This is a genomic window from Bacillus sp. HMA207 (genome assembly GCF_003402455.1).
Classification (GTDB): domain Bacteria; phylum Bacillota; class Bacilli; order Bacillales; family Bacillaceae_G; genus Bacillus_A; species Bacillus_A cereus.
Genome location: NZ_BEZT01000001.1, coordinates 3,082,025 through 3,107,912 on the forward strand (window position 1 = coordinate 3,082,025; position 25,888 = coordinate 3,107,912).

Consider the following 25,888-nt stretch of genomic DNA (forward strand, 5'->3'; position numbering starts at 1 on the left):
CCTTCCCTACCTTTTCAATTCAACGATTTCAACGTACATTTTTCCATTCTTCGTTAAAATCTTTCCGGTTCCAATCTCTTCATTCTCAAGCATAAGACGCACCGTATTTTTCGTTGAATTTTCAAGACGATACAATGTACCTTTCGTAATATGAAGCAGATCTTCAATTTTCTTTTTCGTATTTCCGATTTCAAAATAAATTGTTAACGGAATATCATCTTGTAATTTCAAATCTAGCCAACTCCCATATCATGTTCACGAAAATTTCATGTTCTCTCTATATATGAAACTTCTTATTTTGAAACGTCGATATTTAATATTTTTTTAATATATCCTTGCGTTTCTTTAAATGGCGGTACGCCTCCGTACTTTCTCACATTACCAGGACCAGCATTATAAGAAGCAAGCGCCAATACTAAGTCGCCGTTATTTTTCTTTAAATAACCGCTTAACTCTTTCACGCCACCTTCAATACTTTCAGCTGGTGAAAATGGATTCTTCACACCCATCTCCTTCACATTCGCTGGCATAAGCTGCATAAGACCCATCGCACCTGCATGTGACACCGTTTTCGGATTAAAATTAGACTCTACTTCAATCATTTTTTGAATTAACGTTTTCGGAATTCCATATGTACGACTTACACGATCAATAATATCCTCATACTTCCCTTCATTGGAAGAACGTATTTTTTGAATATTATACTTCTTCGTTAATTCCCACGTATCAACAGCCTCATTTTTCGTTTCTGGGAAACGTCGTTCAAACTCTTTTTGCGCAACTTGCACTTCCTCTGCTTTCTTCGTTTCAGCCTTTTCTTCAGGCTTACTCGCTTCCTCTACTTTATTAATAGTTTCTACGGGTTTATTAACAACCGCTTCTATTTTCGTAGATTGTACCGGCTGACTCATATCTTCTATGTTTGCCGGCTGCGTAGTACCCTTCGTCTCCTTCGCAGGTTCACTCTGCAACTTCTCTTGAAAACGACTACTAACGAATGCTTGTGGACTACTTAGCTTTTGCTGAATTTGCCCTTTCTTATATGCAAGCACTTCTTTTACTATATTTCCAACTATCATAATATCACCTTTTCGGTAAACAAAGATAATCTAATATTAGAGTTTTTTTTTAAAGTTTGCAATAATCCTTTTAATAATTATGTAATAAAAAAATGAATATATTGTTAAACTGTTATTTTTTTATATTTATTAATTCGAATTTTTAGTTGACACCCGTTGTAGCAAGGATTACAATAAATCTCGAAATTGATTTTTTCGCATATTACCGTTTTTCAATTTGCAGAAAAGTCAATATAAAAAAATGGGGGTTTCTTAACATGAGAATTAATACAAACATTAACAGCATGCGTACTCAAGAGTACATGCGCCAAAACCAAGCTAAAATGAGCAACGCTATGGACCGTTTATCAAGCGGTAAACGTATCAACAACGCTTCTGACGATGCAGCAGGTCTTGCAATCGCAACTCGTATGCGTGCACGTGAAAGCGGATTAGGTGTTGCAGCTAACAACACACAAGACGGTATGTCATTAATCCGTACAGCTGACTCAGCTTTAAACTCTGTATCTAACATCTTACTTCGTATGCGTGACATCGCTAACCAATCTGCGAACGGTACGAACACAAAAGAAAACCAAGGTGCACTAAACAAAGAATTTGATGCATTAAAAGAACAAATTACTTACATCGCTGAAAATACACAATTTAATGATAAAAATTTATTAAATACTGATCAAGTAATTAACATTCAAACTCTAGATTCAAGTGAAGGTGCTAAACAAATTGGTATCCAACTAAAAGGTGCTAACCTTAAGGACTTAAAAATTGATGATCTAAAGATTGAAGATGTAGCAATTCCTCAAGATAAAATTGCTGACCTAGGAAAATTTAAAGACGCAATGAAAACCTTCGAAGCTGATTTTGGAGCAGCAAAAGATGAAACAGCTAGAAAAAAAGTGGTTTCAGATGCTAAAGCTCAATTTGACAAAGTAAAAGATTTATTTGATGGAACTAAAGTGACTGCATTTGAAAATGCTATGACAGCTGTTAAAACTGCTGATAGTGCTGATAACACAGCGGAATTTGCAAAAGTTACAGAAACATTGAATGATGTGACTTCACAAAACACTTTAAAAGCAATCGACAAAATTGACAATGCTCTTAAAACAATCGCTGACAACCGTGCAACTCTAGGTGCTACATTAAACCGTCTTGACTTTAACGTAAATAACCTTAAGAGCCAATCTGCTAGCATGGCTTCAGCTGCTTCTCAAATCGAAGACGCTGACATGGCGAAAGAAATGTCTGAAATGACTAAGTTCAAAATCTTGAACGAAGCTGGTATCAGCATGCTTTCTCAAGCAAACCAAACTCCACAAATGGTTTCTAAATTATTACAATAAGCCATTTGAGTTAGTTTCCTGAATAAACCTCTCTGCTTGCGGAGAGGTTTATTTTTTCTATATAGATAGATTGAAAGATTTTTTTAGCTTAAAGAGAAGCTCTAACCATATTTAGTAGCGGTCAGGGCCTATTTTATTCTCGGTCCGTGTATGAAAACAAAAAGATATAGTGAGCATACGCCCCTTTTTCTTTTCATAACCGTTTATTAGCTTTAGAACACTAACTATATCAATCTATAAGGAGTGTCTATTATGCGTATTGGTACGTATGTTTTAAGTATGAATGCTAGGCAGTCGTTGTATGAGAATGAGAAGCGTATGAATGTTGCGATGGAGCATTTGGCGACTGGTAAGAAGTTGAACAACGCTTCGGATAATCCCGCTAATATTGCAATTGTGACTCGTATGCATGCGAGAGCAAGTGGTATGCGCGTGGCGATTCGTAATAATGAGGATGCGATATCGATGCTTCGCACGGCGGAAGCTGCCCTTCAAACTGTGACAAATATTTTACAGCGTATGCGTGATTTAGCCGTTCAATCTGCGAACGGTACGAATTCAAATAAAAACCGTCATTCACTGAATACAGAGTTTCAATCTTTAACAGAACAAATTAGCTATATTGGCGAGACGACTGAGTTTAATGATTTATCCATATTTGACGGTCAAAACCGCCCTATTACATTAAACGATATCGGTCATACGGTACATATGACGAAACATATTCCCCCTTCCCCTACACAACATGACATCAAGATTTCAACAGAACAAGAAGCAAGAGCGGCAATCCGTAAAATTGAAGAGGCTTTGCAAAGTGTGTCAATTCATCGTGCCGACCTTAGTGCAATGATAAATCGTTTACAGTTTAATATTGAAAATTTAAATAGCCAAAGTATGGCGTTAACAGATGCTGCATCTCGAATTGAAGACGCAGATATGGCGCAGGAAATGAGTGATTTTTTTAAGTTCAAATTATTAACTGAAGTTGCGCTTAGTATGGTTTCACAAGCAAATCAAATTCCGCAAATAGTTTCTAAACTACTACAATCGTAAAAATTCATCTTCCTTCTTCGGAACGATTCCATACAAAATAAAAGGGAAATACATATAAACTATGTATCTCCCTTTTATTTTGTACCCAATTTTTATTACTGTGTTACGGTCATAACTTGTCCGCTACGATCAACCATAATTTTCATTTTACCGTCTTGTGCATTATATAGCCCTAGTTTATGTAATTCCATTTTACAATCTTGTACGAAAGTTGGTAATTTACGAATTTGATCGATATCAGAACTTGTAATGAAATGAATTAAAAGCTGCGTCATACCTTTAATATCTTGTACAAGCTCTTCTTTCTCTCGTTTTAACCTTTCATTTTCTAGTTGTAACGACTGCAATTCACCTTCTAGACTACGTGTATTCTTTGCTTCTCTAGAACGCCCTGCTGCCATGCTAGAAAGCTTATAAATACCTTCCATAAACTGATGTAGTTCGTCTTCTTTCCTTTCACTACATTGATTAATTGTTTCAAAGTTATCAACGATACCAGATATAACTGTTACAAGATTTTTTTCATCCTCTTTATGCTGAATTTCACCTTTTAATTCGTACTCGTTTTCTTGTTTTCTTGCAACGATTGTCTCTTTTACTGGTATATATTTTCGCTTTCGTCCTGGTTTTTGTTTTTCAATATTTTCAAACGGTATTTCACGTTTTTTCAATTTATAATACGTATTTTGCAATTGACTTTCTGTTTTTGGAAAAAGATTTAGTTCATTTTTACTTACGTATTTTGAAATATTTAAAATGTTTAAACCGTGACGTTGACAAAATTGATACACTTCATACAGTAGCTCTAGTTCAGACTTCAGCCATGTAATTGCTGATTTTTCATATGCTCGCATCCCGCCATTTTTTTCTATATCTATTTGAAATAATACCATTCTATTATGTAAATCAACTAATTCTTCATACTTTACTTGGAATTCTTTTTCTATTTTTTTAAATTCCACCTCTAGTTGCATATCGTTCATTTTATTATTTGACATGTTTTGCAAAAGACCTAATACATTAATTGCTGTGTGGTGATACATAATCTGTGCCACTCCCCCTCATCCTTTCACAATTCTCATCTGACTCCCATGTCTTTTAAGAAAATAGCAATTTTTACATATCCATATTATAACAGTTCGAAATTATCTGTCAAATAATAAACATACAAAAATGTATAGAAAGTATAAAAATTTGGAAAATGTTTTTTTATTAATATGCAAAATTGCATATTAATTACATTTAATTATATTATATGGTATTTTGAATGTTTTTTCACCGAAAAAATTTGCGTTACCACGAAATATTAATAAAATAACCATTGAAAATACGTTCTTTTATATTTTCAAATCAAAAATCTTCAAATGAAGATTTTTTCATACATACAGCAGCAAACACCCCCAGAAACCTTTCATTTTTCTGCCAGCTTAAAGTATAGAATACTAAAAAGGAATTAGCCATATGTAGCATTGGCTAATTCCTTCCTCTCTCTAACAAAATAGAGTTATAAACCTAGTCTTCAAATCCTCAATCGAAGTCTCACTTCTTCTTACCTAAAACTACTTCATACCTCTGAACTCACATCACATGAGACTCTATTAAGCACTGAAAACTTCCTTACATAAGTAGTTCCTCTATTTCTACTAAATAGAAAAATGTTATACACCAGCTCTTCTAGTTACCTATAACCACTCCATATGTCTGGTCTCAACATCGCATAGGGCTCTATTAAGCACTGACTGCTCAACACTTGGCTAGAGCTTCTATTTCGGCTAAATAGAAACTTTTAAAGTACTAACTTATCAACTAAACCAATTAGCTCTTGAATATCTGGCTTACTTACTTGAGCATTTGCTCCCACAGCTTCACCTTTATGGAATAATTCATTTGTAATTAATGAAGAGAAAATAATGACTGGTAAACGATTCATTACTTCACTATCCTTAACCACTTTCGTTAAATGATGTCCATCCATTTTGGGCATTTCAATATCCGTAATTAGCAAGTGAATATGCTCAAACATTTTTTCGCCTTGCTCTTTCGCTAATTTTTCAATTTGCGCTAACGCTTCTGCACCATTGCTGAAGAAGTTCATTTTTGTATATCCAGCTGATGATAATGTTTCTTCTAATATTTGGCGAAGCATCGCTGAATCTTCTGCAATATAAATTACTTTTTCAGCCCGATCTGTTTTTTGTTCTAACCCTGCAATTGATTTATTGTCATAACCAGTGCCGCTAATTTCACATACAATTTTTTCATAATCTAATAGTAAAATGATTTTGCCATCTAGTTTTACAATACCAGATGTCGTTTCTTCTAGTCCCATAGATAATGAAGCTGGTTCATCAATTTGTTCCCATGAAATACGTTGAATACGATGCACTTCATCAACGCGGAAAATAACTTTCATTTGGTTTAATTCTGAGATGATAAACTTCGTTTGATCAAGTGGCTTTGTTGACTTTAAATTAAGAGCCATTGCCAAGTTAATAACAGGTAAAATTTCACCACGTACTTGAACAACACCTTCAACTGCATGATGAGATTCTGGCACAGTTGTAACAGGGAATGGATTAATGATTTCACGTACTTTCATTACATTAATACTAAATAGGTTTTCACCAACAGTGTACGTAACAATCTCTAATTCATTTGTTCCGCTTTCTAATAAAATACTTTGTGCTTGTGACATAAAGGTGTCGCTCCCCTTCCATTAATTCCGTATATCTAATTATTAAGCTTTATAAAAGCGAAAAAGTCAACTACCTATATAAAAAATATAGATAGTCGAACGATTCATTTTATAAAAAAACAATTATTCTTGTATAAACGAAGCAAGTGCCTCTAATAACACTTCTTGTGCTCCTACAACTTCCGTCGGCATTGCTTCCCATTTTTTCGAAAGCTCGGTCTCTACTCTTATTCTCAGCTCAGAATTCATTTCTGCTAACACATATTCTTTCGTTGCTATATCAACATCAAGTAGCGCGAGTGCATATAATTCCGGGTCATTTATTTTTTCGAATAATCGCTTTAATACTGCCGGTGCTATATGTTTTAATTTTTCAATATGAATTTCCTTATCCGAAAATAGTAACTCATATTGAATAAACGTAACATTTTCTTTAATCACTTTAAAATAACAATTATTTTTTTTATCATTCACAAAATAACCGTTTGGATCTGCGATAATACTTTCTACTTTACGAATTAAATCTGGCAAACTATTCGCCGCCATTACAGTCCGCTGCTCAACCTCACTCGGCGAAATGAATGTAACGCGATACTTATTTTGCGCCATCCTCCTCACCTCTCCTTTTATAAAAATCTATCGTCACATACTATCCAGAAGGCACTGGTCTACTATGAAATGATTATCTCATCCCCAACTATCTCAGTATGCCTCCATAGCTCTATTCTTACAACTAGGAGCTCTTCTGGACCATAACTGTTTATCCACACTAAACTTTGCTTACCTCTTTTTATACTACCCTAGTAACTCTCCATACCTTTGTCCTTACACACCAGTCGAGGCCCTATTAGGCACTAACCGCTCAAAAACAACGCTGGGTCCTCTCGTCAACCCTAAAAAGAGCTTTTTAGATCTTTTTAAGAACCTTTCAATAACTCTATGTTATTAAACCAAAACGCTATCTGCTGATCCGTAATATTTGGCAACATAACAAAAAACTCACGACACTTCATCTCATCCTTAAACAGTTGATACTTCCAAACGCTATCACTACCAACACTTATGAAATAAAACTCATGGATACGGCCAATGATTGCTTGTTTTTCACCAAATGAATACGGTGGCACTTGCTTAATTTCAAATTGATCTGGTAAATATACATGCTCTTCTCGTTCTATTTTTAATACTTGCTCGGCAAGTTCACGTTTATTTTCGAAAAAAGGCAATTGTAAAATTCGCTCTTGTCTTGTCATACGAATAAAAAACCCTTTCTACTCCATTACATTTTTTCCATGCGATATATATTATCGAATTAAGTTTACAACTTCATTTAATACTTCATCTGAAACTTTAATAACTTTCGCATTTCCTTGGAATCCGCGTTGATATAACATTAAGTCAACGAATTCTACAGATAAATCTACGTTTGCACCTTCTTGTGCACCACCACGTACTTTACCCGCACCGTTTTGACCAGATGCACCAAGAGCTAAAATACCTGTTGTATTCGTCGCTGTATAGTTACCATTACCTGTTTTCATTAGTCCGCCTTCGTTCGGGAACATCGCAACAGCTAATTGGCCTGCAGATTTCATACTTCCATCAGAATATTTTACCATCACATATCCACCGTCAGCAATGAAACAATCTTTAACCGTCGCTGCTGCTCTACCATCTACGTCTGTTACTGATAATGTTTTATCTGTTGGATGGTTTGTTAAATGACTTAAGTCTAATTTTATAGAGCCGCCATCAAATGGAATATTGGCCCCTTGCTCTTTCGGATTTGGATTTCCAACAGCATCAAATGTCATATTACCACCTGCACCTGGAACATCCTTAAACTCTGTTTCTTTTTTCGAGTCATTACGCATTTGTACTTTATATGTATAATTATGTTCGCTCGTTTGTTTAAACTCGACACGCATTGTCCATGTATTCCCCGCATTATCATATACAGGTAAATCTTGTGTAATTTGTTTTTCACCAGTTGGAATATTCCCTTTAATTGTCCCTTTCGATGTTCGAATACCACCAATTGCTGTTCCCATTGGAATTTGCAACGGTCCTGGAATTCCAGATAAATCAACTTCACCAGTTGCCTCATTCGCAGGGTATGCAAATACATATTGACCTTCAGTATTCGTAATATAATAATCTGAAGATATCCCAAACGTACCTTTACGAGTAAATTCCATATTTCCGCCTTTTGAATCACCTACAACGAAGAAACCATTACCTTCCATTGCGGCTTGTGTTTTGCCACCTGTTAACGTAATTGTACCATCACTATAATCCGTAACTGTACCACTCATTTTCACACCATTACCAATACTTTTCGGATTTGTTCCTGCGTATTTACCGTCACCTTTTGCACCAATCGAATTGTTATATAGTAAATCATCAAACATTGCTTTTTGTTTTTTATAACCTACTGTTTGTGCATTGGCAATATTATTTGAAGTTACACTTAATGCATTTTGTGTTGCATTCATCCCTGTAATACTTGTATATAACGCTTTAATCATAACGTATGGACACTCCTTATGAATTTGTAGTTTTTACTTCTTCAGTTACTTTTTGATCGTCTTTCTTTGCGTCTTCTGGGTTCGTTTCCCCAATCGGTTTATCAGACACTCTCTCAACGAAACGAAGAGATACAACCTTATTATTAATAACGAGCTGTACATCGTTATTTTCCGCAAGGCGAACCGTTTCTACTTGACCGGTTACTTTGTTTCCGTCACCGTCAACACCTCTTACGTATTTACCTAAAAACTTCATTCCACCATCAAGTGCTGTTGAATAAATCGTTGATTGCAGCTTATCTACTGCTTTCGTCATATTCTGTACTTGTTCCATAAGAGATAACTGCGCTGTCTGATTCATCATTTGATTCATATCCATCGCATTAAATGGATCTTGATGTTGGAAACTTGATAAAAACAATTTTAGGAAATCATCTTTCCCCATTACCCCAGGAGTCTTTTGCGCTCCTGCCGAAACTCCATTACTTTGTTGCACTGGCGATTGTACACCATTAACAGGTACATTACTTTTTTGCGCTCCTGCTTGTAACGGAATATGATTTGTACTCGTTGTATTTAATCCAACTGTTGGCACGCTTTATTCCTCCAATAATCCCGCAAATTCTGTTGATTGTTGTTTTTCATGATTTGTATTTGCTAATTTCTGTTTTTGCCTTTGCTCTTGTTCTCGCTGTTCTTTACGATTTTCATCTTTATCTGAATAGCTAATTTGAATATTGATTTCTTTTTCTTTTAACTTTAATTTCAATTCATCAAAAATGATTTCAACACGTTTTTTCGCATCGTGTTTTTCCATTTCTACGTGAACATCAATTTGATCTCCGTGTTTTTTCATAAACACTGTTAATGTACCAAGTTTTTCTGGATTTAACTGAAATAAAACACGTTCTTGTTTCACTACAAATTTTTGCAGCGCTTCTACTTGTGCTTCCATTTTCTTTCCTAAGTCAGGTAATGAAACTTTCTCAGCACCACTATTTGATTTCCCTACTTGTTCGGTACTCGTCGTTTTATTTAATAACTCTGCACCTGCAGAGCTCGAATCATTTAATGCATCAACCTCTGGCAACTCTACCTTTGCATCATCGCTCTCAAGTTTCGGAAGATCTACCTCTTTAGACTCTTCTTGTTTCTTTGCAATATTACAAGTTTCTGTTTCTACAACTTTCAATGCTTGCATCGTTTGCTCTGGCATCTTCATTTTGTCTAATACCATTTGCATTGTGTCTTCTAAACATATAGCATTTTTGATATTCATATTTGAAAGAAGTTCTTGTAATTGTTGTAATTCAGCTGCAGGTAATTCATTAAGTTTAATATTGCCATATTCTTTATATAGCTCTTGTATTTTTTGTATGTATTGATATAACAATTCCGGCTGCACATGTAATTGCTCAATTGCAACCATTTGCTCAGATACAGCTAATAACAACTGTTCTGTCTCTTTTTTTTCTTCTTTCTTTACAATAGGCTCTTCTTTCGTTACCGATTTTTTAGAAAGAATATAATCTTTTTTCTCTTCTGTTGGTGCTTCTTCTCGTTTCGTTTTCTCCGTTTGCGGCTGTTTTTTATTTTCCATTCTCATCGTACGATCGAATGAAGAATCTTCATTTTTTGATTGTACTTCTAGCCCTTTTTCTTTTTGCGGAGGTAAACTTTGTTGCACCGGTAATACAGACTGTATCACTACATTCACCTCATCCATTCATACACATTTTCAAATCCAGAAGCATTTTTTCTTCCAGCTTTTCTTGTGCTTTCGCAAGCTTTTTGCAATTTTCTTGATACATCTCATCAATGACACGTTCTTTTTCTTTTACTTGCTCTAAAAGGCTTTCATTTTTTTGAATAAAACCTTCCGTTTTTTTAATTTTTCGATTCCATTCTTCTATTCTTTCAGGTGAAAACGTATGTGAAGAAAGCATGCCAGCCATAATACGTTGCCCAGTTTGTACGACTTTACTACGCGATTTCACAACATATAAATCATATTCTTTTTTTTGTTCTATTTTTCTTTTTTCAGCCGTTAATTCATACACTTCTTTTAAAATATGTTCTTTTTCTTGATTTATTTGCAATTTTATTGTGTCGTACTGCTGTTTATCCACCTGTTTTCATAGCCCCTTCCTATTATAACGTTCTCTTTTTCTATTATATAGTTTTTTTCCAAAAAAATCTGTGAAATATTAAAAAACAAAAAAATAAGACCTCTTGGGCAGAGGCCTTATACTATATGGTGTATCGCTTCAACGATATCATCAAATTGGAAACTATCCGATCGACCTTGCTTTAAAAATGTATTTATACCTTCTACTTTATTTTTACATTCAAAAATATAAGCATTTTCTTCATTTTCTTGAATCGTTCCTAACTTAAAATACAATTCATTTTCTTTATAAATTGATAAAATTTTCCTCATTTCATTTGCAAGTTGCCAATGATGTGGCGACACGATTTCTTCCATAATCCTACTTACTGAATCTAATACTGAAATTGCAGGATAATGACTAAGCGTTGCAAGCTCACGCTTTAATACAATATGTCCATCTAAAATACCACGTGCTAAATCTGGTACAGGACCATTTAAATCATCCCCATCAACAAGCACCGTATAAATACCTGTTATAGATCCCTTTTGTGTTTTCCCAGACCGCTCTAACAACTTCTTCATATAACTTTCCATTAACAGTGTTTTACCACCAATCGGTAACTCTTTAACAGCAATATCAACACTTCTTCGTGCATCGGCAAAACGAGTAACAGAGTCCATCATAAGTAATACATTATTGCCTTGATCACGGAAGTATTCAGCAATAGACGTTGCGAGTTTCGCTGCACGAAGTTGCATAAGATGACTTTCATCTGACGTCGCTACAACAACGACGCTTTTTTGCATACCTTCCTCGCCTAACTCTTTTCGAATAAAGTCTTTTACTTCCCGGCCACGTTCTCCTACTAAACTAATAACGTTTATATCAGCTTTTGCGTTTTTTGCTATCATTCCAAGTAAAGTAGATTTACCAACACCTGACCCAGCAAAAATACCAATCTTTTGACCGATACCAATTGTTAGCATAGAATCAATTGATTTTATTCCTGTTTCAAATACATCGGTAATCTCTTCACGTTCAAATGCATGTATAGGCGGTGCATCTAGTTTAATTTTCTGTAATGGAATGTTTTCAGCTTCCTCATTTAACACTTCACCATTTGCACTTAACACTTTTCCGAGCAAGTGATTACCACGTGGTACAACAACATCTTCTGAAACTAATGTCACTGAATCTCCATAACATACTTTTTCTGTCTGTTCAAATGGAAGTAGCATATTATTTTCTTTTTCAATAGCAATCACTTCACATAAGACGTTATGTTCTCCAACGAAGCAAACATCTCCAATCTTCGCTTTCGGCCCTTTTGCTACGAAAAACTGTTCTTGTACACTATGAACTTTGCCTACTTTCGTATACAGTGGTGTTTCAATGAACTTATTCCATTTTTCGTTCTCATTCATTAACAGACGGCTCATACATTTTGCTCCTCAAATAGCTTCTCTTCTTCCCATTTCTGACGAAGTTTCGCAAATATAGGTGCAAATTTAAATTCAAAGAACTCTTTCTCTTCTTCCAGAACAAATTCACCAAACTGCAGGGAGAAATCATATTTCCATTCTACTAATTGTAGTAACCAATATTCTTTCGTATTTTCCTTCTCTTCTTGAATACGTTCAAACGTTTCTGGATGTACTGTAATGATTAATTTTTCAAACGAAGTTGGCAATGTTTGCACGATGCCAGTTAAAATAGGTAACACATCAAGCAATCGTGAATCTACCGCTTGATTCACGATTTTTTCTGCTAGATGAAAAGATTGATCCCATAATAACTCTGTCCATTCATATGCTGTTTCTTGTTGTTCTTTTTGAAACTGCACACGCGCTGCTTCCATCTGTTCCATTTGTTCATGAATATGCATTTGAAATTGTTCTTTATCTTGTAATAACTGCTGCCGCTCTCGTTCTAGCATTTGCTTCTCTTGCCTTAGCTGATTCATTTCCATATGTAATGACTCTTGCTGGGCGCGAAGCTCTGCATGATCAGTTTGTAATTCTTCCTCTTCTATTTGGACTGAAGCTGGTTTTGGAAATTGTAATTCATACGTTTCTTCAGAAAAAGAAACAGAATTCTTCGGAATTCTGTTTTTAAATAAGGACATCCTCTTCACCTCTTTGAACGATAATTCTTCCTTCTTTCTCTAGCTTTTTCACTGTACCAGTAATCGTTTGCTGCGCTTTTTCAGCATCCGTCATCTTAAGCGGTCCTAAGCCATCTAATTCTTCTAGAATCATCTCTTTACGGTTTGAAGACATACATGTAAATAATTTCTCTTTAATTTCTTCTTTTGCAATTTTAAGTGCTTTCGCAAGAACACCGTTATCTGTAATTTCTTCTAATACACGGCGAAGCGCAAGATCTTCAAGACCAAGTAAGTCTTCAAAGACAAACATATTTTCTTTAATTTTCTCAGATAACTCATAATCGACTTCATCCAGCTTTTGGAAGACTGTTTTTTCAACACCACGTGAAACATTATTTAAAATGTTTACGATTGTTTTCAAGCCATCAGTTTTATTAATTGCACTGAATGCCATATTATTTAATTTCGATTTTAACAACTCACCAATTTGATTAATTAATTCACCATCAACTTGTTCTAACTTCGCAATACCCATTACCGTCTCTACTCGCTTATGATCTGGCAATCTCTCAATTAATTGAGACGCAAGTTGCGGTTTAATATAAGAAGCGATAATTGCAATTGTTTGTGGTGACTCATCATTAAGCACTGTAAGAAGTGGTTCTAAATCTGTAAGTGAATTTAAGAATTCAAATGGATTATCTTTGTTATACCAAAGATCTTCCAATAATTTTTCCAGTTCGTCTTCTGGCATGTTTTTAAATATGCGACGAATGTATTCTTTATCTGGAGTGACTAAGTTCAATTCTTTTACATTTAGTTCATATAAGAACTCTCCTAGTACATTTTCTAACGTTTCTGGTTTGTATACACGAAACTTTGCGATTTCACGAAGTAATACTTCTTTTTCCTCAGCTGTCATATATTCAATGACTTTTGCTGCCACCCCTTCTTCTAATGTACGAATAAGGATGGCAGCTTTTTCTTTGGAGGAGATTTCATCTAACATCGTTGTTCCTCCCTTACTGTCCGTTTAACCATTTTTTAATTACTTTTGCAGTTCCTTCTACATGTTCTTTCGTAGCATCCTGCACTTGTTCATCTAACGTTGGTTCTTTCGGTTCTTCTGGTTCAGGTTTTGGCTCTGGCACTATTTTTTCTTCAGGAATTTCCAAGATACTTTCATTACTTGCAGCAATTTCGTCTTCTGCTAAGTATTCTTCATATTCCTCTTCTTCTTTCTTTCTCTTACGTCTTGCTAATAAGAACCATACTAGACCACCGATTGCTAATAAGCCAGCTGTAATTCCACCGAATAACCACCAGTTCATACCACTTTTTTCTGGCTCTTTCTCTTTTTCGGCTTTCGGCTGATCGAACTGAACAGTTACAACGTTAACTTGACCATTTATAAAGTTACCGTTCGGATCAGCTTGAAGTCCTGCCGCTGTTCCGATTGCTTCTTTAAAAGTTGTCATATCCATTCTACGTTTTACTAACGTATCATTATCTACCCATACAACAACATTTGTTTTCGTTAATTCTGGGTGTTTCTTAATTGTTTCAACTGTTTTATCTATTTCATAGTTTTCGATTTTGTTACCATTTTTATTATCATAGACAACTTTACCATTTTGATTATTGTTCGTACCGTAGTTTGGCACTTCACCGTTCGCTGTAATACCAGCACCTTGCTTCGTATCTGCCCCTTCTTGCGCAGTAGAACTTTCCTCTTGCTCTTGTTTACTACGAAGTACACCTTTATCACCATACTTTTCTGACTGACGTGTAACTTCATCGTAGTTTACAGATACTTTCGTATTCACTTTATATTCATTCGGTTTAAACATCGTCATTAACGTTGCATCAATATCTTGCTTTAATTTACCTTCAAGTTGATGCTGCATCTCTACTTCTTTCTCATAAGAAGAAGAACTACTAGAATGTGCTTCATCTGTCCCTTTTGAGATAACACCTTTTTTACTATCAATAACGCTTACTTCTTCTGCCTTCACGCCAGGAACTGCTGCACTAATCATTTGCTGTATACCTGCAACTTGATCAGCTGTTAACAATTGGCCACGCTTCACTCCAACCGTAATCGCCGCTGTTCCTTTCGCTTTTTCTTCATCAAAAATTGTCTCTTTTTCAGGCAATGTAATTTGAACATTTGCCGTTTCAACTGTCGCAAAGTTTCTTACAATATCTTGCTCCAATTGCTTCTTCGTACCGACAATTTGCTTCATTTTTTTATCTTGCTCACTTGAACCGAGCGAGCTTTCTAATAAAATTTCCTCACCGCTTTTAGAATTAAACGGTAAGCCCATCCCATTCATTTCTTTTCGAACCCATGGAGCATCATTCTTTTGCACACGAATCGAACCATCGGCCGCTAATTGATAATCGACACCTAACTTCGATAATTCTGCTGTAATCTCTTGTTTATCTGTATCATTTAAATTTTGATATACAACAACATATTTATCTGGCAAGGTGAAGTATAAAAGTGCTCCTGTTACAATCGCTAAAAGCGCAGCACCAATTACTAACTTATGCCACGTTTTTAACGATTGGATAACATTTTTCATCTTTTCCATTTAAACACACCCGTCCACTTTCCTAAATTTGCATATTAATTAGTGACTTATAATTTTCAATAAGATTATCACGTACAAGAGCAGCCGTTTTCATTTGAGACTCAGCTTTCTTTTGCTGAATTAAAACGTCATGTGTTTCTCCTACCCCTTTAGTTAGTAAATCATATACTGCTGTTTGTGCATTGTTTTGCGTTTGATTCATATCTTCCAATAAATCAATAAACTTTTTCTCCGGAGCTACAGATGTTTGAGAAGTTTTCGGTGCACCAATTGACTGAATTGCTCCAAATGGTTGTGTATGTAACATTGGTTGAATTTTCATATTACGATTTTCCCCCTTATCCTCGGCCGATTTCTAAATCTTTATCAAGCATTTTTTTATTCGCATTTAATACACTCGTATTCGCTTCATACATTTTTTGAGCAACCATTACATTCGTCATTTCAGCAGTTACATCAATATTGGGATAACGTACATATCCTTCTTCATTTGCGTGCGGATGCGTCGGATCATACACTAAATTTTCCGTTTTGTCTGCTTCAATACTTTTTATTTTTACTCCGTTAGTAGGAGCCCCATCTAGCATACTTGCAAAACTATTGTTTGATTCTAGCACCACACTACGACGCTCATATAAATCTGCCCCCGGAGCCGCCGTCGTATTTGCATTTACAATATTGTTAGAAGTAACTTCCATCCACTTTCTCGCTGTCGTTAGTCCTGAGCCACTTGCATTAATTGCCTGAAACATCCGTTGTCTCTCCTTCTACTTTTAACGTCCGCGTGCCGCTTGGTTAATTGCATATTGTGTATTAATTGCGTTAACTGAAATACCGTATAACTGATTTGCTTTCATTAAATCTAGCATTTCTGTCGTTACATCCACACTATTTCCGTCTTTATTCGTTTGCATTGATTTTGTTTGAATCTTTGCATATGTATTTTTCGTATTTACTGTCGGTAAGTGCATTTCATTCGTTTGATATAAATCTGGATTGCTCTTTAAATCAGCCGCATTATTTTTATATAAGGCACTACTTTTATTCATCTGCTCAGCAAATGTTACATCTTGTGCTTTATAGCCAGGTGTATTCGCATTTGCAATATTACTAGAAACAGTATTTCGTTTCGTCACTAAATAATTCATATAATGGCTTACATCACTCACTAAATCTGGCATATTCCACACCCTTCCTTTTCTAACGTAATGATCCACTGATAGAAGTTTCACTTCATTATTTATTTTCTTATATGCGTTTATTAAAATATTTACTATTATGTACCCTTACATATTTTATTCCATTTTTTCATTGTTGTCTTTAGAAAAATACAAAAATATAAAAAAGAATGCAAAAAACTGTATACACATAGTAATCTATAGAACATTTCAATATATAAACTATAAACTAAATTCCATTTTTCTATTATTTGGATTACTATTATTTTTTCATCACAGTCATAAAATGAAACCTCAATCAGCGGAGTTCTTTATGTAAACGAAGGAATAGACCCCCTTTTAAAAGGGGAATCTGTTTCCAAACGTTATTATTAATATTTACCGTAAAATGAATTAGCCTTCATTCGCCCATCATTTGTCATAATCATTTCTTCCAAAATCTTTTGCTTATCCCGAATATGCTGAGCTGCCTTAATAATGAACGGGCTTACTTCTGCTGCAACTTGCGCACGCGTTTCTTCATCCAATGTCACCATCCAGCGATTTAACATCTCACTCTTTTCAGCAAACTCTCTGTCTGACACTTGCAATTCACCGATTTCATTAAAACAGCTGACAAACGTCCGATAAATATCATTGTTCATTTTCAAGTGCTCCGCGGTAACCGTCTATTAAATCTTGTAACACTTTCACAATTGCATCAATATCTTTCGCTTCACGCGTTACTTTCATCGTTTGAATTTGAATGCTAATCCAATCATATAAACCATAGAGACTATCATATAAATCTTTCGTAATTTCAGGATTTAATTGAAGCTTTAGCTCTTCAAAAATACGTTCTAATTTTTCAAGAAGTGCGTCCCCTTCTTGAAGTTTAAAAGTATGTAAAAGTTCTTCTAAATTACGAAACTCTACAATACATCTTTCATAAATAAAAATTGTATTTTTAATCGGATTACTCGTCATAATATCATTTTGCATATAACGTTGCCATGCTTGCATACGATCACTTCCTCAACTTTCATTAATCATCACTTTTTTGTTTTGTCATTGCTTTAATTGTTTTTAGTTGGCTATCAAGCGCCGCCAATGTACTCTCTAGCTTTTGATACTTCTTCACGATTTCATCTTGCTTTTGCAAGTTTTGCGTCTCAATATCTTTAATCTTTTTATCTAAATCACTTACACGTGAGTCAATGTTTTTAACTCTCTCGCCGACTACACCTTTATCACCGAATAGTTTATCAAGCGGTTCTTCCATCATTTTTCCTAAACCGTTAGAACTAAAGAAAAATTGCTTCGCTGCATCGGGTTTTTCTTTTAATGCTTGTGTTAATTTTTCATCATTAACTTCCATCGTTCCATCTTGCTTTAATTGAATACCGAATGTGAATAAATAATTACCATCTTGAGAAAATGTTGCAACATTGTTCATCGCTTGACGTACGCTTTGCATAATTACCTGCCCTTGGAAAACTCCATCTTTCCCAGCAAAAAGGTCAACTGTAGAAACTGCTTTATTATACTCCGCTACCATCTTTTTAATAATATTGGCTGTGTCTGTTACATTAGAATCACTTACCGTAAATTTTAATTCTACACCTTTTGTTTTTGGATCTGTTGTTGTACCGGCATCTGGTGTCCCTTCTACTTTCGGCTCAGTTACTTTTAACAATTCAATTTTCACACCCGGAAGAGCCTCAATTGTATTAGTAAAACTTTCAGCTTCAATACCATTAATACTATATTTGGCATTTTGTGCTTCATTGATTGTATTAAGCGCTGTACCATCCGCATTAGCTAAACCAATATCTTGAAATAGTGTAGATGTGTTCCCCTCAAACTTAATTACTCCATCTGTTCCTTCTTTTTTCGAGGTCATGAAAATTTTATTTCCAAGTGTATAAGCTGATACGCCATAATCTCCATCATTAATCTTATTAATTAAATCTTTATATGTCATATCAGTTGTTACTTTTAGTTCTTTACCACCTAGTTTTAATGTTTCATCTTTAGGAAGCTTCGCATTTATATCTTTAATGTCATTTGAAGCTATTTGATGACGCTGCGCAAGCTGTGTAATAGTCATATTAAAAGTTCCTGCAATCGCCCCACCATCAGCTTTCACATTAATGTAGCCGTCTTGTGTTGTCGTTACTTTTTTCTCATTCCCTTTAAAAGCTGCTAAATCTTTAAACACTTGAGTAAAAGGAGTAAATTGTGTCTTTAAACTTGCATATACTTGTTTATCTTGCGTAAGTTTTTGCTTCTCAGTAGTATACGGTGTTTTTCTCATATCTAACGCTTGCATCTCTAATTCTACTAGGTTAGAAGTATCGATCATATTATTTCCGAGGTTCCAAATTTGTTGTCTACCACCAATACCTGTCATCGTTGTTCCTGCCATTTTTCTCACTCCTTATAGATTACATGTAGTCTAAAATACTTGTTTTACTCATCGTACTAACCGCTTTAAGCGTCGCTTCATACGTTGCATTTATATATGCCAAGTCAGAAATCGCGACCGCTAAATCGACATCCTCAATTTCTTTACGGTTTTCTTGAAGCGCTAAGTTTTGCTCGCTTAAAATTGTTTTAAACGTCTCCATCGTGTTCATTGTTGAACCAACTTCAGTTGTACGGTTAATGATGCCATCTAAGTTTTTCTTATTTTCCCCTAATAACGGTTGTAACGCTTTTTGGTCACCTTTTTGCATCGCTTCGCTCATCTGTTTTAGCGTTTTTATAACCGGGGATAATAATGCTTCTCCGTTACGGAACGCCTTGAATTCATAACCATCATTTAGTTGCCAGTTCACATCATTTTTTCCGCCCTGGTACGTACCATCTTCTGTAAATGGTGGATTCTCTGCACTATCACCACCGAAAATATAACGGCCTTGCTCTTTCGTATTCGCTAAATATACAACTTGTTTTAAAATTTGATCAATCTCTGCACCGATTGCTTTCAATTCTTTTTCACCATTTTGCTCACTTAATGCTTGTACTGTTAATTGATCTGCTCTCGTTAAAGATTTCAAAACACCTTGTAAAGTATTTTCAGTTTGTGTTAGTACATTTTTCGAATCCGCTATATCTTTTTGCATTTGCTCCATATTTGCCAATGAATGTTGAATCGCAAATGATTTACTTGCTGCAAGTGGGTCTTCACTCATAAGAAGATTTTTCTTCCCTGAAGTTACTTGGTTTCTATGGTATTGTTGTTGCACATTCAAATCCATTAACTGATTCTTTGCCCAGTTTGCATTTTGAAATGTAGATACTCTCATTTCTATCTCCTCCTTATATATTTCCAATCAATTATTATCACTTATCGAATAATCGAAAATAGACTATCAAACACTTCATTCATCGTAGTAATAGCTTTAGAGTTTGCGACGAAGTATTTTTGGAAGGCCATTAAATTTACCATTTCCTCTTCCATATTCACACCTTCGACGCTCATTTTTTCTTGCTGAATTCCTTCTAGTAAGTCCCCATGAATTTTTTGATAACCATTCACTGCACTTTTATCAGATGCAACACGAACTATAAATTGGTCTAATGCTGCTTTATAAGAAAGACCTTCTTTATAATCTCCATCTGTAATTGCTGCTAGTTTATTTGCTGTTTCAGCAGATATTTTCATTTTCGAAATATCTTTTTGGAATTCTGGATTTAACTTCATATCTTTCGCATGATCTCCAACGAAGAAATCTTTTCCCATCACTGTATTCACTTGATTTTTCATCGAACTCATTAAGTCTTCAAGATTTTTTTTATAATCAACTATCTTCGCTTTCGTGTCAATCGCTGATTTTATCGCTCCGCTAGTTACATTGATTTCTGAACCGTAAATCTCAACTGACATTGGGTCTTTCTCTTTATTTAATTGAAGTGGATATGTATCTTGTCCATTTACTGTTAAAATACCATTCATTCTAACACTCGCGATATTAGGATTCATAGATTCATAAGATACTTCGATGTTTGCATACTTAGACATCTCTGTAACGATGCGATCTCTTTCGTCTAGAAGTTGATTCGGCACTTGTGTACCTGCTTGTCCAATTTTATGATTCGCTTCTGCTAAACTAGCAGCAAGACGATTAAATTCATTAACATGCGCCTCAATATCTTCTGCTGTCTGTGCTTCCACTGTATCTAAGTTTTTCGCAAGACGATTCACTTGACTTGTGAACTTCCCAGTTTCAGAAATTAATGTATCGTAGTAGTTTGGTTGTTCTGGATTTTTTGCCACTTCACGAAAGGCATTAAAGAAACCGTCCATTAAACTAGATAATGAATTCTTTCCTGTCGTTCCAACCATAGACTCTACACGTGATAAAGTCGAATTCATGTAGTTATAGTAAGAGAGTTGAGATAATTGATCATTAAACTGCTTCGTCTTTACCTCATCAGTAATACGGTCAATACCTAGCGTTTGTACACCGTAACCAATCCTCTGTTCTGGCGTATGACCATTGCTTGCTCCAACAGATCCGTAATTCACCATTTGACGCACATAACCCGGTGTATGAATATTAGACAAGTTTTGTTTCGTTGTTTGTAACCCCATTTGAGCCGCTAACATGCCCGATAGCGGTGTATTATAATCAGATAATCTCATAAAGCTTCACTTCTCCTTTACAATAGTTCGTTCATAAAGATTTGCGAATTATTGTTTCGCTCTAAATTATATTCAGAAACAGAATCCACAATACTTTCTGTAGTTTTTAATAGTACGTTTAAGTAATATTGATTTTTCAAAAGAATCATTTTTACATTCTCTTCTAATTCAGTTACGTTTTTTTGTAATTCTTTCATTTTTTCAATTTCTTCTTGAGAAAAATACGAAAATAACGCACTTACACGAAACAATTCAACTCCTTGTTCTTTACAGAACTGAACAACCATTTCTTCAAATGAGCTTGATAACCCTTTTAAACCATCAATGTACTGCAATTGCTCTACTTGCAACTTTTGAACTGCATTTACATTTTTATTTTTTAAATTCTCATATATTTGCTCTCCAAGCGCTTGAATATTTTCATACGCTTTTTGAATAATAACGAGTTTTTCATATAATTGTATGTACATATAGCTTCCTTCCTTTTACAAGACTAAATTCACAATTAAACCATGGATTTCTCCAATTTGATTTAACATTTCTAAATGTCCTGTTTTCGTATTAATTAAGTTCATCACATCTTCTAATTCATTCAATCCCATTTCTGCCTGTTTCACAATCGTCATTTTCTGTGAATATCCGTAACGTGGGTGACGAGACATGACATCTTTATACTGCAATACATTATCAACGTAAAAATTCAAAAATGATTTTACTGTATTTTTGTATTCCATTACATTATCAAGCGTTAATTCCATTTCAATTTTCTCTTTAATTTCTCCAATATTATCGACAAACGCTTCCATTTGTTCTAGTAATTTATCTTTTTTCGGATCTGCATGCAAATTATCCGAAAATGCAAGTCCTGTCCTGACATTTGCTTCTTTCGGCATTTGAGTAGCAGGTGGTATATGCGATAAAATTGGATTATGCGAGATAGAACGTAGCATATATATCACCTATTTATTTTTTTATTTCTTCCTAAACTTAATCGTAAAATCCAGTTATTTATAATTATACTCTGAACAGTAATATTTTGCAGTTATTTTTTATAAAAGATATGTTACAATTTAGCATGAGGTGGCACAATTCTATGAATATTTTCCTTTGTGGTTCAAATCAATTAACAGCATTAGATCAAGAAGAAATTAAAAAATTTTTAACTGACTATGCTCACAAACATAAAATTTACATATTATGTTATAAATCTATTGAAAATGAGGTTCTTCGTTTTTTCGTTGAGAATGAAAGACTCGCTCAAAATTTATGCCTTTACACGCTGCAACCATTGCAAGCAATTACAGATGAATTCCAAGAAGTCGTTGATTACTTAAAAAAACACGGAGCCGAATATGTTGCTTTTGATCATCCTTCTGACTCCATTTACCGATCAGATTATATGTTTTTTGTTAAACAAATTATTGAAGACACTGATTTAGTTCTCTGTTTTTATAATGGGGACAAACATACATCTGTCATCCCTGTCGATGTTGCAAAAGAAGCAGGTATTGATGCTGTCATTTATGATTTACCAGGATTACATGAAAAGCAAATGAAAAAAAGCTTTGAACAAAAAATTCGTATGATGTAAAGGGGGAGGCACAATATCATTATTGTGCCCATTGTAAATATGATAATTGAACAAGATTATGATCATTTTATCGCGAGTTTTAAACAACAATTCAATATGGACATCGCTTCATATAAACAAGATAGAATGCGCCGTAGAATCGATGCTTTCATTTCGAGAAAAGGCTTCGAAAACTACACTAATTTCTTAAACAAATTACGCGCTGATCAAAATTTATTTTTAAATTTTATTGACTATATTACAATTAACGTTTCAGAGTTTTTTAGAAATAAAGAACGATGGCAAACTTTAGAGTCGAAAGCACTACCAAAATTACTCGAACAAAATAGCGGAAAATTAAAGGTATGGAGTGCCGCCTGCGCTGCTGGTGAAGAACCGTATACACTCTCTTTAATTTTATCGAAGCATCTTGCTCCATTTCGTTTTGAAATTCAAGCAACAGATCTTGATTTTCATATTTTAGAAACCGCAAAACGCGGTCAATATACAGAACGTTCTTTAAAGGAATTACCTACTGATTTGAAAGAACGTCATTTCACAAAAGAGAATGATCTATATTCATTGCATCAAAACATTAAACAAAACGTCTCGTTTAAACAACATGACCTTTTAATGCAGTCATTCGATACAAATTATGATTTGATTATTTGTCGCAATGTAATGATATATTTCACAGAAGAAGCAAGAGTAAAACTTTACGAAAAATTTAGTCGTTCTTTACGAAAAGGCGGTGTACTATTTGTTGGTAGTACGGAACAAATTTTAACACCCGAGCGTTACAATCTTCAGCGATTTGATACATTCTTCTACGAAAAAATATAAAAGAGGTCGTCACAATGGAGTGACGACCTTTTTACATAACTCGAATTAAAATAATACCGACAATCCATATAAAGAGAAAAAGAAGCGTCATAGACCATTTATGTTCTTGCATCGTTTGTTTCAATGCCTGTGATAATTGTGTCATGTTCATTTCCGCAAGCGCTCTCCATACACTTACATCCCGATCTTTAGCAATGCGGTCTGTAACGCTAATTAAAATTGTTTCGTTAGACAATTTCGTTATATAAGCAGTAATAACCGTTACCATCAAATTTATATTTCCTTCTGAAGAATCACTTTCCACTCTAGAGATAAGTGCACTCACATCTAGTAACGGAATATGTACTTTTCTACCAAATGATAGTTGTACTTCAGCGAAATCATATGTTCCATCTAACAAAGGAATTTCTTTTATATGCGCCTGCTTAACAAGCCCTTGTAGGCTTCTAATTACTTGTTCAAATATTTTTTCTGTTTGCTTACCTTCTCCAGATAACGTATGTAACTTTTTAAAAAGTTGTAACACTGTATCCATCTCTTTAGAAAGCATTTCCTTCATAATCTTTCCATCACTTAAACTTGCAAGTAAAATACCTATTTCATTATTTTTCGAAATAATTTTAGACTGTCCAGTAAACACTAAATTGCTACGCTTTCGTTCTTTCTGGATTTCATGCTCCGAAATAGCTGCAGGCTGTTTTAATGGTTGTAACGCCTTATCTTCAATTGTCGTACGTTTAATCTCCATTTAAGCGCCTCCACTACTATGAAATAATTAGCCCCATTCTTTATTACTCTTTAAAACTAAAAACAGTACGAATAAACCTGACATGATAGTAAACACATCAGAAGCTTGCACTCCCTGTTCACCTTTTTCTTCTTTCTTGTCTTTCGGTTCTTCTTTTTGTTCTTTCTTTTTAGAGGCAACTTGTTTGTTATTTTTCTCTTTTTGGTCCTTCCCCTTATGTACTTCCTTGTTGTCTTCGAACGGCTCTTTTATAACGTAAGTAAATTCCTCTTTCTCTTCCAACGGTTCTTTTATAAACTTATTTACTTTCTCATCTCGCTTCGGAATTTGAACAACTGGCAAATTTTCTTCTGGAACCGGGTTTTTGACTTTGGAATCTTCTTGCTTCTCATTTTCTTTCTTATCTTCTAATTCATTTTCTAGTTTATTATCTAATTTATCTTCTTTCTCTTCTATCTTTTTATCATCTTCATTTTTTGGCACCAAAACAGAAATGGTATATTCACTTTCCTCAACAAGTTTATTACCTGCTGCATCTATTATCTCTACAAGTAATTCGTATGGCCCAGCCGGCAATGCTTCTGTTATTTCAAATACTTTTTGCCAATCCATATCATGCTTGTTGTAGTCTAATAAAAACGAAAGCTCTTTATTTTCTTTCCCTTTTAATGTAACGCGCACTTCTTTTACAACCGATTCTATATCTGATGCTTTTACTCGTATATGTATAGAATCTCCCTGTTTTCGTTCAACTAAGTTCTCTTTTACTTCATCAATAGTAACTTTCTGTAACTTTGGCAATTCTTTATCTATAGTTGGCGTTTCATTTTTAATACGAATGAGCGGGACTTTCACTTCATTTTTTATGAGCTCTTCTTTCTCATTCTCTTTGTAACTTTGAACGAGCTGAAGATTCCAATCACCTTGCAAATCAAAATCCCCTGCTTTATAGTTAGCAACCCAGCTCTTCGTTTCTTCATCATACTCAAAAGATAACATTCTTTCTTGCGCATATTGCTCCCCATTTTTTTGTAACTGCAATATACCTTTCATACTTTGAATGTTTTTCCCATTTGGTTCTACAGCAATTCGCACCTCTTCGCCAACTTTAAGCTCCGGCTTATTTACTGTAATAATTCCCTGTTCTGTTTCTATCTTTCTTTCATTCAATTGTTTATTTACTACTTCTTGTTGTTCTGCTTCTTTTTGTTTCTCTTCATCTTGCTTCGTTTCCACTTGCTCTGACGATTCTTGAGATTCCTTATTTTCTTCTTGTACATTCACTTCATTTATTTTTTGATCTGACTCAATTTGTTCCTCAGCCTGACTTTGCAAGGGGAAGAACAAGCATACATGTATGCTTAGCCAGCTCATTAGAAAAAACTTTACGTTTTTCATCTACTAGT

General features: G+C 34.6%; 30 protein-coding genes. 4 read left to right on the forward strand and 26 right to left on the reverse strand.

Translation table 11 applies throughout. The annotated features are described in order from the left end of the window. Positions 1 to 6: 6 nt before the first annotated feature. Positions 7 to 231: a flagellar motor switch protein FliN gene (locus HMAS_RS15870; RefSeq protein WP_000775712.1), complete on the reverse strand. Its 225-nt coding sequence runs from the start codon at positions 229 to 231 to the stop codon at positions 7 to 9. A gap of 62 nt (positions 232 to 293) precedes the next feature. Next, positions 294 to 1,079 carry a lytic transglycosylase domain-containing protein gene (locus HMAS_RS15875; RefSeq protein ID WP_025709189.1) on the reverse strand — a complete coding sequence of 262 codons (786 nt, stop codon included), beginning with the start codon at positions 1,077 to 1,079 and terminating at the stop codon, positions 294 to 296. Positions 1,080 to 1,336: 257 nt separating this feature from the next. Here HMAS_RS15875 and HMAS_RS15880 point away from each other — a divergent pair, with 257 nt between their 5' ends. Together HMAS_RS15880 and HMAS_RS15885 are read left to right on the forward strand one after the other, a co-directional pair. Beyond that, positions 1,337 to 2,422: a flagellin gene (locus HMAS_RS15880; RefSeq protein ID WP_025709190.1), complete on the forward strand. Its 1,086-nt coding sequence runs from the start codon at positions 1,337 to 1,339 to the stop codon at positions 2,420 to 2,422. A gap of 252 nt (positions 2,423 to 2,674) precedes the next feature. Then, positions 2,675 to 3,475 (forward strand): flagellin, encoded by an 801-nt coding sequence (locus HMAS_RS15885; protein WP_025709192.1) that lies wholly within the window; start codon positions 2,675 to 2,677, stop codon positions 3,473 to 3,475. A 95-nt stretch (positions 3,476 to 3,570) separates the two neighbouring features. Here the strand turns inward: HMAS_RS15885 and HMAS_RS15890 are convergent, their stop codons facing one another. The 22 genes from HMAS_RS15890 to HMAS_RS15995 form a co-directional block, all read right to left on the reverse strand. Further along, positions 3,571 to 4,518: a DNA-binding domain-containing protein gene (locus HMAS_RS15890; protein WP_025709193.1), complete on the reverse strand. Its 948-nt coding sequence runs from the start codon at positions 4,516 to 4,518 to the stop codon at positions 3,571 to 3,573. A 743-nt stretch (positions 4,519 to 5,261) separates the two neighbouring features. Beyond that, on the reverse strand, positions 5,262 to 6,170 hold the full coding sequence (locus tag HMAS_RS15895; protein ID WP_000075943.1) for a chemotaxis protein: 909 nt from the start codon (positions 6,168 to 6,170) through the stop codon (positions 5,262 to 5,264). Between the two features lie 123 nt (positions 6,171 to 6,293). Beyond that, a complete protein-coding gene (locus tag HMAS_RS15900) occupies positions 6,294 to 6,779 on the reverse strand; it encodes a hypothetical protein (RefSeq protein WP_025709194.1) in 486 nt (161 codons plus the stop codon). A gap of 308 nt (positions 6,780 to 7,087) precedes the next feature. Then, the gene (locus HMAS_RS15905) at positions 7,088 to 7,423 is read right to left on the reverse strand and encodes a DUF3964 family protein (protein WP_000198166.1); all 336 of its coding nucleotides are present in this window, start codon (positions 7,421 to 7,423) and stop codon (positions 7,088 to 7,090) included. Positions 7,424 to 7,474: 51 nt separating this feature from the next. After that, positions 7,475 to 8,698, reverse strand: a complete 1,224-nt coding sequence (locus tag HMAS_RS15910; RefSeq protein WP_000588320.1) for a flagellar hook protein FlgE — start codon at positions 8,696 to 8,698, stop codon at positions 7,475 to 7,477. 16 nt (positions 8,699 to 8,714) lie between these two features. After that, a complete protein-coding gene (locus HMAS_RS15915; protein ID WP_025709195.1) occupies positions 8,715 to 9,293 on the reverse strand; it encodes a flagellar hook assembly protein FlgD in 579 nt (192 codons plus the stop codon). A 3-nt stretch (positions 9,294 to 9,296) separates the two neighbouring features. Then, positions 9,297 to 10,406, reverse strand: coding sequence for a flagellar hook-length control protein FliK (locus HMAS_RS15920; protein ID WP_044306869.1), 1,110 nt, complete (start codon positions 10,404 to 10,406; stop codon positions 9,297 to 9,299). Between the two features lie 10 nt (positions 10,407 to 10,416). Further along, a complete protein-coding gene (locus HMAS_RS15925) occupies positions 10,417 to 10,827 on the reverse strand; it encodes a hypothetical protein (RefSeq protein ID WP_000360860.1) in 411 nt (136 codons plus the stop codon). A gap of 116 nt (positions 10,828 to 10,943) precedes the next feature. Then, positions 10,944 to 12,248 carry a flagellar protein export ATPase FliI gene (gene fliI, locus HMAS_RS15930; RefSeq protein ID WP_000088687.1) on the reverse strand — a complete coding sequence of 435 codons (1,305 nt, stop codon included), beginning with the start codon at positions 12,246 to 12,248 and terminating at the stop codon, positions 10,944 to 10,946. Continuing rightward, positions 12,245 to 12,934: a FliH/SctL family protein gene (locus tag HMAS_RS15935; protein ID WP_025709197.1), complete on the reverse strand. Its 690-nt coding sequence runs from the start codon at positions 12,932 to 12,934 to the stop codon at positions 12,245 to 12,247. The genes fliI and HMAS_RS15935 overlap by 4 nt, the downstream gene beginning before the upstream one ends. Next, a complete protein-coding gene (gene fliG / locus HMAS_RS15940; RefSeq protein ID WP_000883364.1) occupies positions 12,921 to 13,925 on the reverse strand; it encodes a flagellar motor switch protein FliG in 1,005 nt (334 codons plus the stop codon). Before fliG ends, HMAS_RS15935 begins: the two co-directional genes overlap by 14 nt. Before the next feature lie 13 nt (positions 13,926 to 13,938). Continuing rightward, positions 13,939 to 15,513: a flagellar M-ring protein FliF C-terminal domain-containing protein gene (locus HMAS_RS15945; protein ID WP_000413958.1), complete on the reverse strand. Its 1,575-nt coding sequence runs from the start codon at positions 15,511 to 15,513 to the stop codon at positions 13,939 to 13,941. 22 nt (positions 15,514 to 15,535) lie between these two features. Further along, a complete protein-coding gene (gene fliE / locus HMAS_RS15950) occupies positions 15,536 to 15,835 on the reverse strand; it encodes a flagellar hook-basal body complex protein FliE (RefSeq protein WP_000701670.1) in 300 nt (99 codons plus the stop codon). A 16-nt stretch (positions 15,836 to 15,851) separates the two neighbouring features. Then, a complete protein-coding gene (gene flgC, locus HMAS_RS15955) occupies positions 15,852 to 16,265 on the reverse strand; it encodes a flagellar basal body rod protein FlgC (protein WP_000484680.1) in 414 nt (137 codons plus the stop codon). A gap of 21 nt (positions 16,266 to 16,286) precedes the next feature. Next, positions 16,287 to 16,745: a flagellar basal body rod protein FlgB gene (gene flgB / locus HMAS_RS15960; protein WP_372588481.1), complete on the reverse strand. Its 459-nt coding sequence runs from the start codon at positions 16,743 to 16,745 to the stop codon at positions 16,287 to 16,289. Between the two features lie 317 nt (positions 16,746 to 17,062). Further along, the gene (locus HMAS_RS15965) at positions 17,063 to 17,335 is read right to left on the reverse strand and encodes a hypothetical protein (RefSeq protein ID WP_025709200.1); all 273 of its coding nucleotides are present in this window, start codon (positions 17,333 to 17,335) and stop codon (positions 17,063 to 17,065) included. Then, a complete protein-coding gene (gene fliS / locus HMAS_RS15970; protein WP_001149516.1) occupies positions 17,325 to 17,693 on the reverse strand; it encodes a flagellar export chaperone FliS in 369 nt (122 codons plus the stop codon). Before fliS ends, HMAS_RS15965 begins: the two co-directional genes overlap by 11 nt. 22 nt (positions 17,694 to 17,715) lie before the next feature. Beyond that, positions 17,716 to 19,098 carry a flagellar hook-associated protein 2 gene (locus HMAS_RS15975; RefSeq protein ID WP_000929309.1) on the reverse strand — a complete coding sequence of 461 codons (1,383 nt, stop codon included), beginning with the start codon at positions 19,096 to 19,098 and terminating at the stop codon, positions 17,716 to 17,718. 19 nt (positions 19,099 to 19,117) lie between these two features. After that, a complete protein-coding gene (locus tag HMAS_RS15980; protein WP_001266416.1) occupies positions 19,118 to 19,981 on the reverse strand; it encodes a flagellar hook-associated protein 3 in 864 nt (287 codons plus the stop codon). Positions 19,982 to 20,022: 41 nt separating this feature from the next. Next, positions 20,023 to 21,321, reverse strand: coding sequence for a flagellar hook-associated protein FlgK (flgK, locus tag HMAS_RS15985; RefSeq protein ID WP_025709203.1), 1,299 nt, complete (start codon positions 21,319 to 21,321; stop codon positions 20,023 to 20,025). A gap of 17 nt (positions 21,322 to 21,338) precedes the next feature. Further along, positions 21,339 to 21,791, reverse strand: a complete 453-nt coding sequence (locus HMAS_RS15990; protein ID WP_025709205.1) for a hypothetical protein — start codon at positions 21,789 to 21,791, stop codon at positions 21,339 to 21,341. A 15-nt stretch (positions 21,792 to 21,806) separates the two neighbouring features. Beyond that, entirely contained in the window at positions 21,807 to 22,271 is a 465-nt protein-coding gene (locus tag HMAS_RS15995; protein WP_000946323.1) for a YaaR family protein, read from the reverse strand. Between the two features lie 143 nt (positions 22,272 to 22,414). Between HMAS_RS15995 and HMAS_RS16000 the strand changes: the two genes are divergently transcribed. Together HMAS_RS16000 and cheR are read left to right on the forward strand one after the other, a co-directional pair. Further along, entirely contained in the window at positions 22,415 to 22,912 is a 498-nt protein-coding gene (locus HMAS_RS16000) for a flagellar motor switch protein FliG (RefSeq protein WP_001020110.1), read from the forward strand. A 39-nt stretch (positions 22,913 to 22,951) separates the two neighbouring features. Next, the gene (cheR, locus tag HMAS_RS16005) at positions 22,952 to 23,734 is read left to right on the forward strand and encodes a protein-glutamate O-methyltransferase CheR (protein WP_000582879.1); all 783 of its coding nucleotides are present in this window, start codon (positions 22,952 to 22,954) and stop codon (positions 23,732 to 23,734) included. A gap of 31 nt (positions 23,735 to 23,765) precedes the next feature. On the opposite strand, the gene HMAS_RS16010 is transcribed toward cheR, so the two are convergent. Both HMAS_RS16010 and HMAS_RS16015 read right to left on the reverse strand, forming a co-directional pair. After that, the gene (locus HMAS_RS16010) at positions 23,766 to 24,482 is read right to left on the reverse strand and encodes a hypothetical protein (RefSeq protein ID WP_025709208.1); all 717 of its coding nucleotides are present in this window, start codon (positions 24,480 to 24,482) and stop codon (positions 23,766 to 23,768) included. 27 nt (positions 24,483 to 24,509) lie between these two features. Continuing rightward, positions 24,510 to 25,880 carry a hypothetical protein gene (locus HMAS_RS16015; RefSeq protein ID WP_025709210.1) on the reverse strand — a complete coding sequence of 457 codons (1,371 nt, stop codon included), beginning with the start codon at positions 25,878 to 25,880 and terminating at the stop codon, positions 24,510 to 24,512. Positions 25,881 to 25,888: the final 8 nt, after the last annotated feature.

Excerpts from the sequence above, each read along its gene's own strand:
- HMAS_RS16015 (WP_025709210.1), bottom strand. The coding sequence starts at position 25,880 with ATGAAAAACGTAAAGTTTTTTCTAATGAGCTGGCTAAGCATACATGTA.
- HMAS_RS15905 (WP_000198166.1), bottom strand. The coding sequence starts at position 7,423 with ATGACAAGACAAGAGCGAATTTTACAATTGCCTTTTTTCGAAAATAAA.
- fliS (WP_001149516.1), bottom strand. The coding sequence starts at position 17,693 with ATGCAAGCATGGCAACGTTATATGCAAAATGATATTATGACGAGTAAT.
- HMAS_RS15990 (WP_025709205.1), bottom strand. The coding sequence starts at position 21,791 with ATGTACATACAATTATATGAAAAACTCGTTATTATTCAAAAAGCGTAT.
- cheR (WP_000582879.1), top strand. The coding sequence starts at position 22,952 with ATGATAATTGAACAAGATTATGATCATTTTATCGCGAGTTTTAAACAA.
- HMAS_RS15875 (WP_025709189.1), bottom strand. The coding sequence starts at position 1,079 with ATGATAGTTGGAAATATAGTAAAAGAAGTGCTTGCATATAAGAAAGGG.
- HMAS_RS15980 (WP_001266416.1), bottom strand. The coding sequence starts at position 19,981 with ATGAGAGTATCTACATTTCAAAATGCAAACTGGGCAAAGAATCAGTTA.
- HMAS_RS15895 (WP_000075943.1), bottom strand. The coding sequence starts at position 6,170 with ATGTCACAAGCACAAAGTATTTTATTAGAAAGCGGAACAAATGAATTA.
- HMAS_RS15900 (WP_025709194.1), bottom strand. The coding sequence starts at position 6,779 with ATGGCGCAAAATAAGTATCGCGTTACATTCATTTCGCCGAGTGAGGTT.
- HMAS_RS16000 (WP_001020110.1), top strand. The coding sequence starts at position 22,415 with ATGAATATTTTCCTTTGTGGTTCAAATCAATTAACAGCATTAGATCAA.
- fliI (WP_000088687.1), bottom strand. The coding sequence starts at position 12,248 with ATGAGCCGTCTGTTAATGAATGAGAACGAAAAATGGAATAAGTTCATT.
- flgK (WP_025709203.1), bottom strand. The coding sequence starts at position 21,321 with ATGAGATTATCTGATTATAATACACCGCTATCGGGCATGTTAGCGGCT.
- HMAS_RS15910 (WP_000588320.1), bottom strand. The coding sequence starts at position 8,698 with ATGATTAAAGCGTTATATACAAGTATTACAGGGATGAATGCAACACAA.
- HMAS_RS15975 (WP_000929309.1), bottom strand. The coding sequence starts at position 19,098 with ATGGCAGGAACAACGATGACAGGTATTGGTGGTAGACAACAAATTTGG.
- HMAS_RS15890 (WP_025709193.1), bottom strand. The coding sequence starts at position 4,518 with ATGTATCACCACACAGCAATTAATGTATTAGGTCTTTTGCAAAACATG.
- HMAS_RS16010 (WP_025709208.1), bottom strand. The coding sequence starts at position 24,482 with ATGGAGATTAAACGTACGACAATTGAAGATAAGGCGTTACAACCATTA.
- HMAS_RS15995 (WP_000946323.1), bottom strand. The coding sequence starts at position 22,271 with ATGCTACGTTCTATCTCGCATAATCCAATTTTATCGCATATACCACCT.
- HMAS_RS15945 (WP_000413958.1), bottom strand. The coding sequence starts at position 15,513 with ATGGAAAAGATGAAAAATGTTATCCAATCGTTAAAAACGTGGCATAAG.
- fliG (WP_000883364.1), bottom strand. The coding sequence starts at position 13,925 with ATGTTAGATGAAATCTCCTCCAAAGAAAAAGCTGCCATCCTTATTCGT.
- flgC (WP_000484680.1), bottom strand. The coding sequence starts at position 16,265 with ATGTTTCAGGCAATTAATGCAAGTGGCTCAGGACTAACGACAGCGAGA.
- HMAS_RS15880 (WP_025709190.1), top strand. The coding sequence starts at position 1,337 with ATGAGAATTAATACAAACATTAACAGCATGCGTACTCAAGAGTACATG.
- HMAS_RS15935 (WP_025709197.1), bottom strand. The coding sequence starts at position 12,934 with ATGTCCTTATTTAAAAACAGAATTCCGAAGAATTCTGTTTCTTTTTCT.
- HMAS_RS15885 (WP_025709192.1), top strand. The coding sequence starts at position 2,675 with ATGCGTATTGGTACGTATGTTTTAAGTATGAATGCTAGGCAGTCGTTG.
- HMAS_RS15965 (WP_025709200.1), bottom strand. The coding sequence starts at position 17,335 with ATGAACAATGATATTTATCGGACGTTTGTCAGCTGTTTTAATGAAATC.
- fliE (WP_000701670.1), bottom strand. The coding sequence starts at position 15,835 with ATGAAAATTCAACCAATGTTACATACACAACCATTTGGAGCAATTCAG.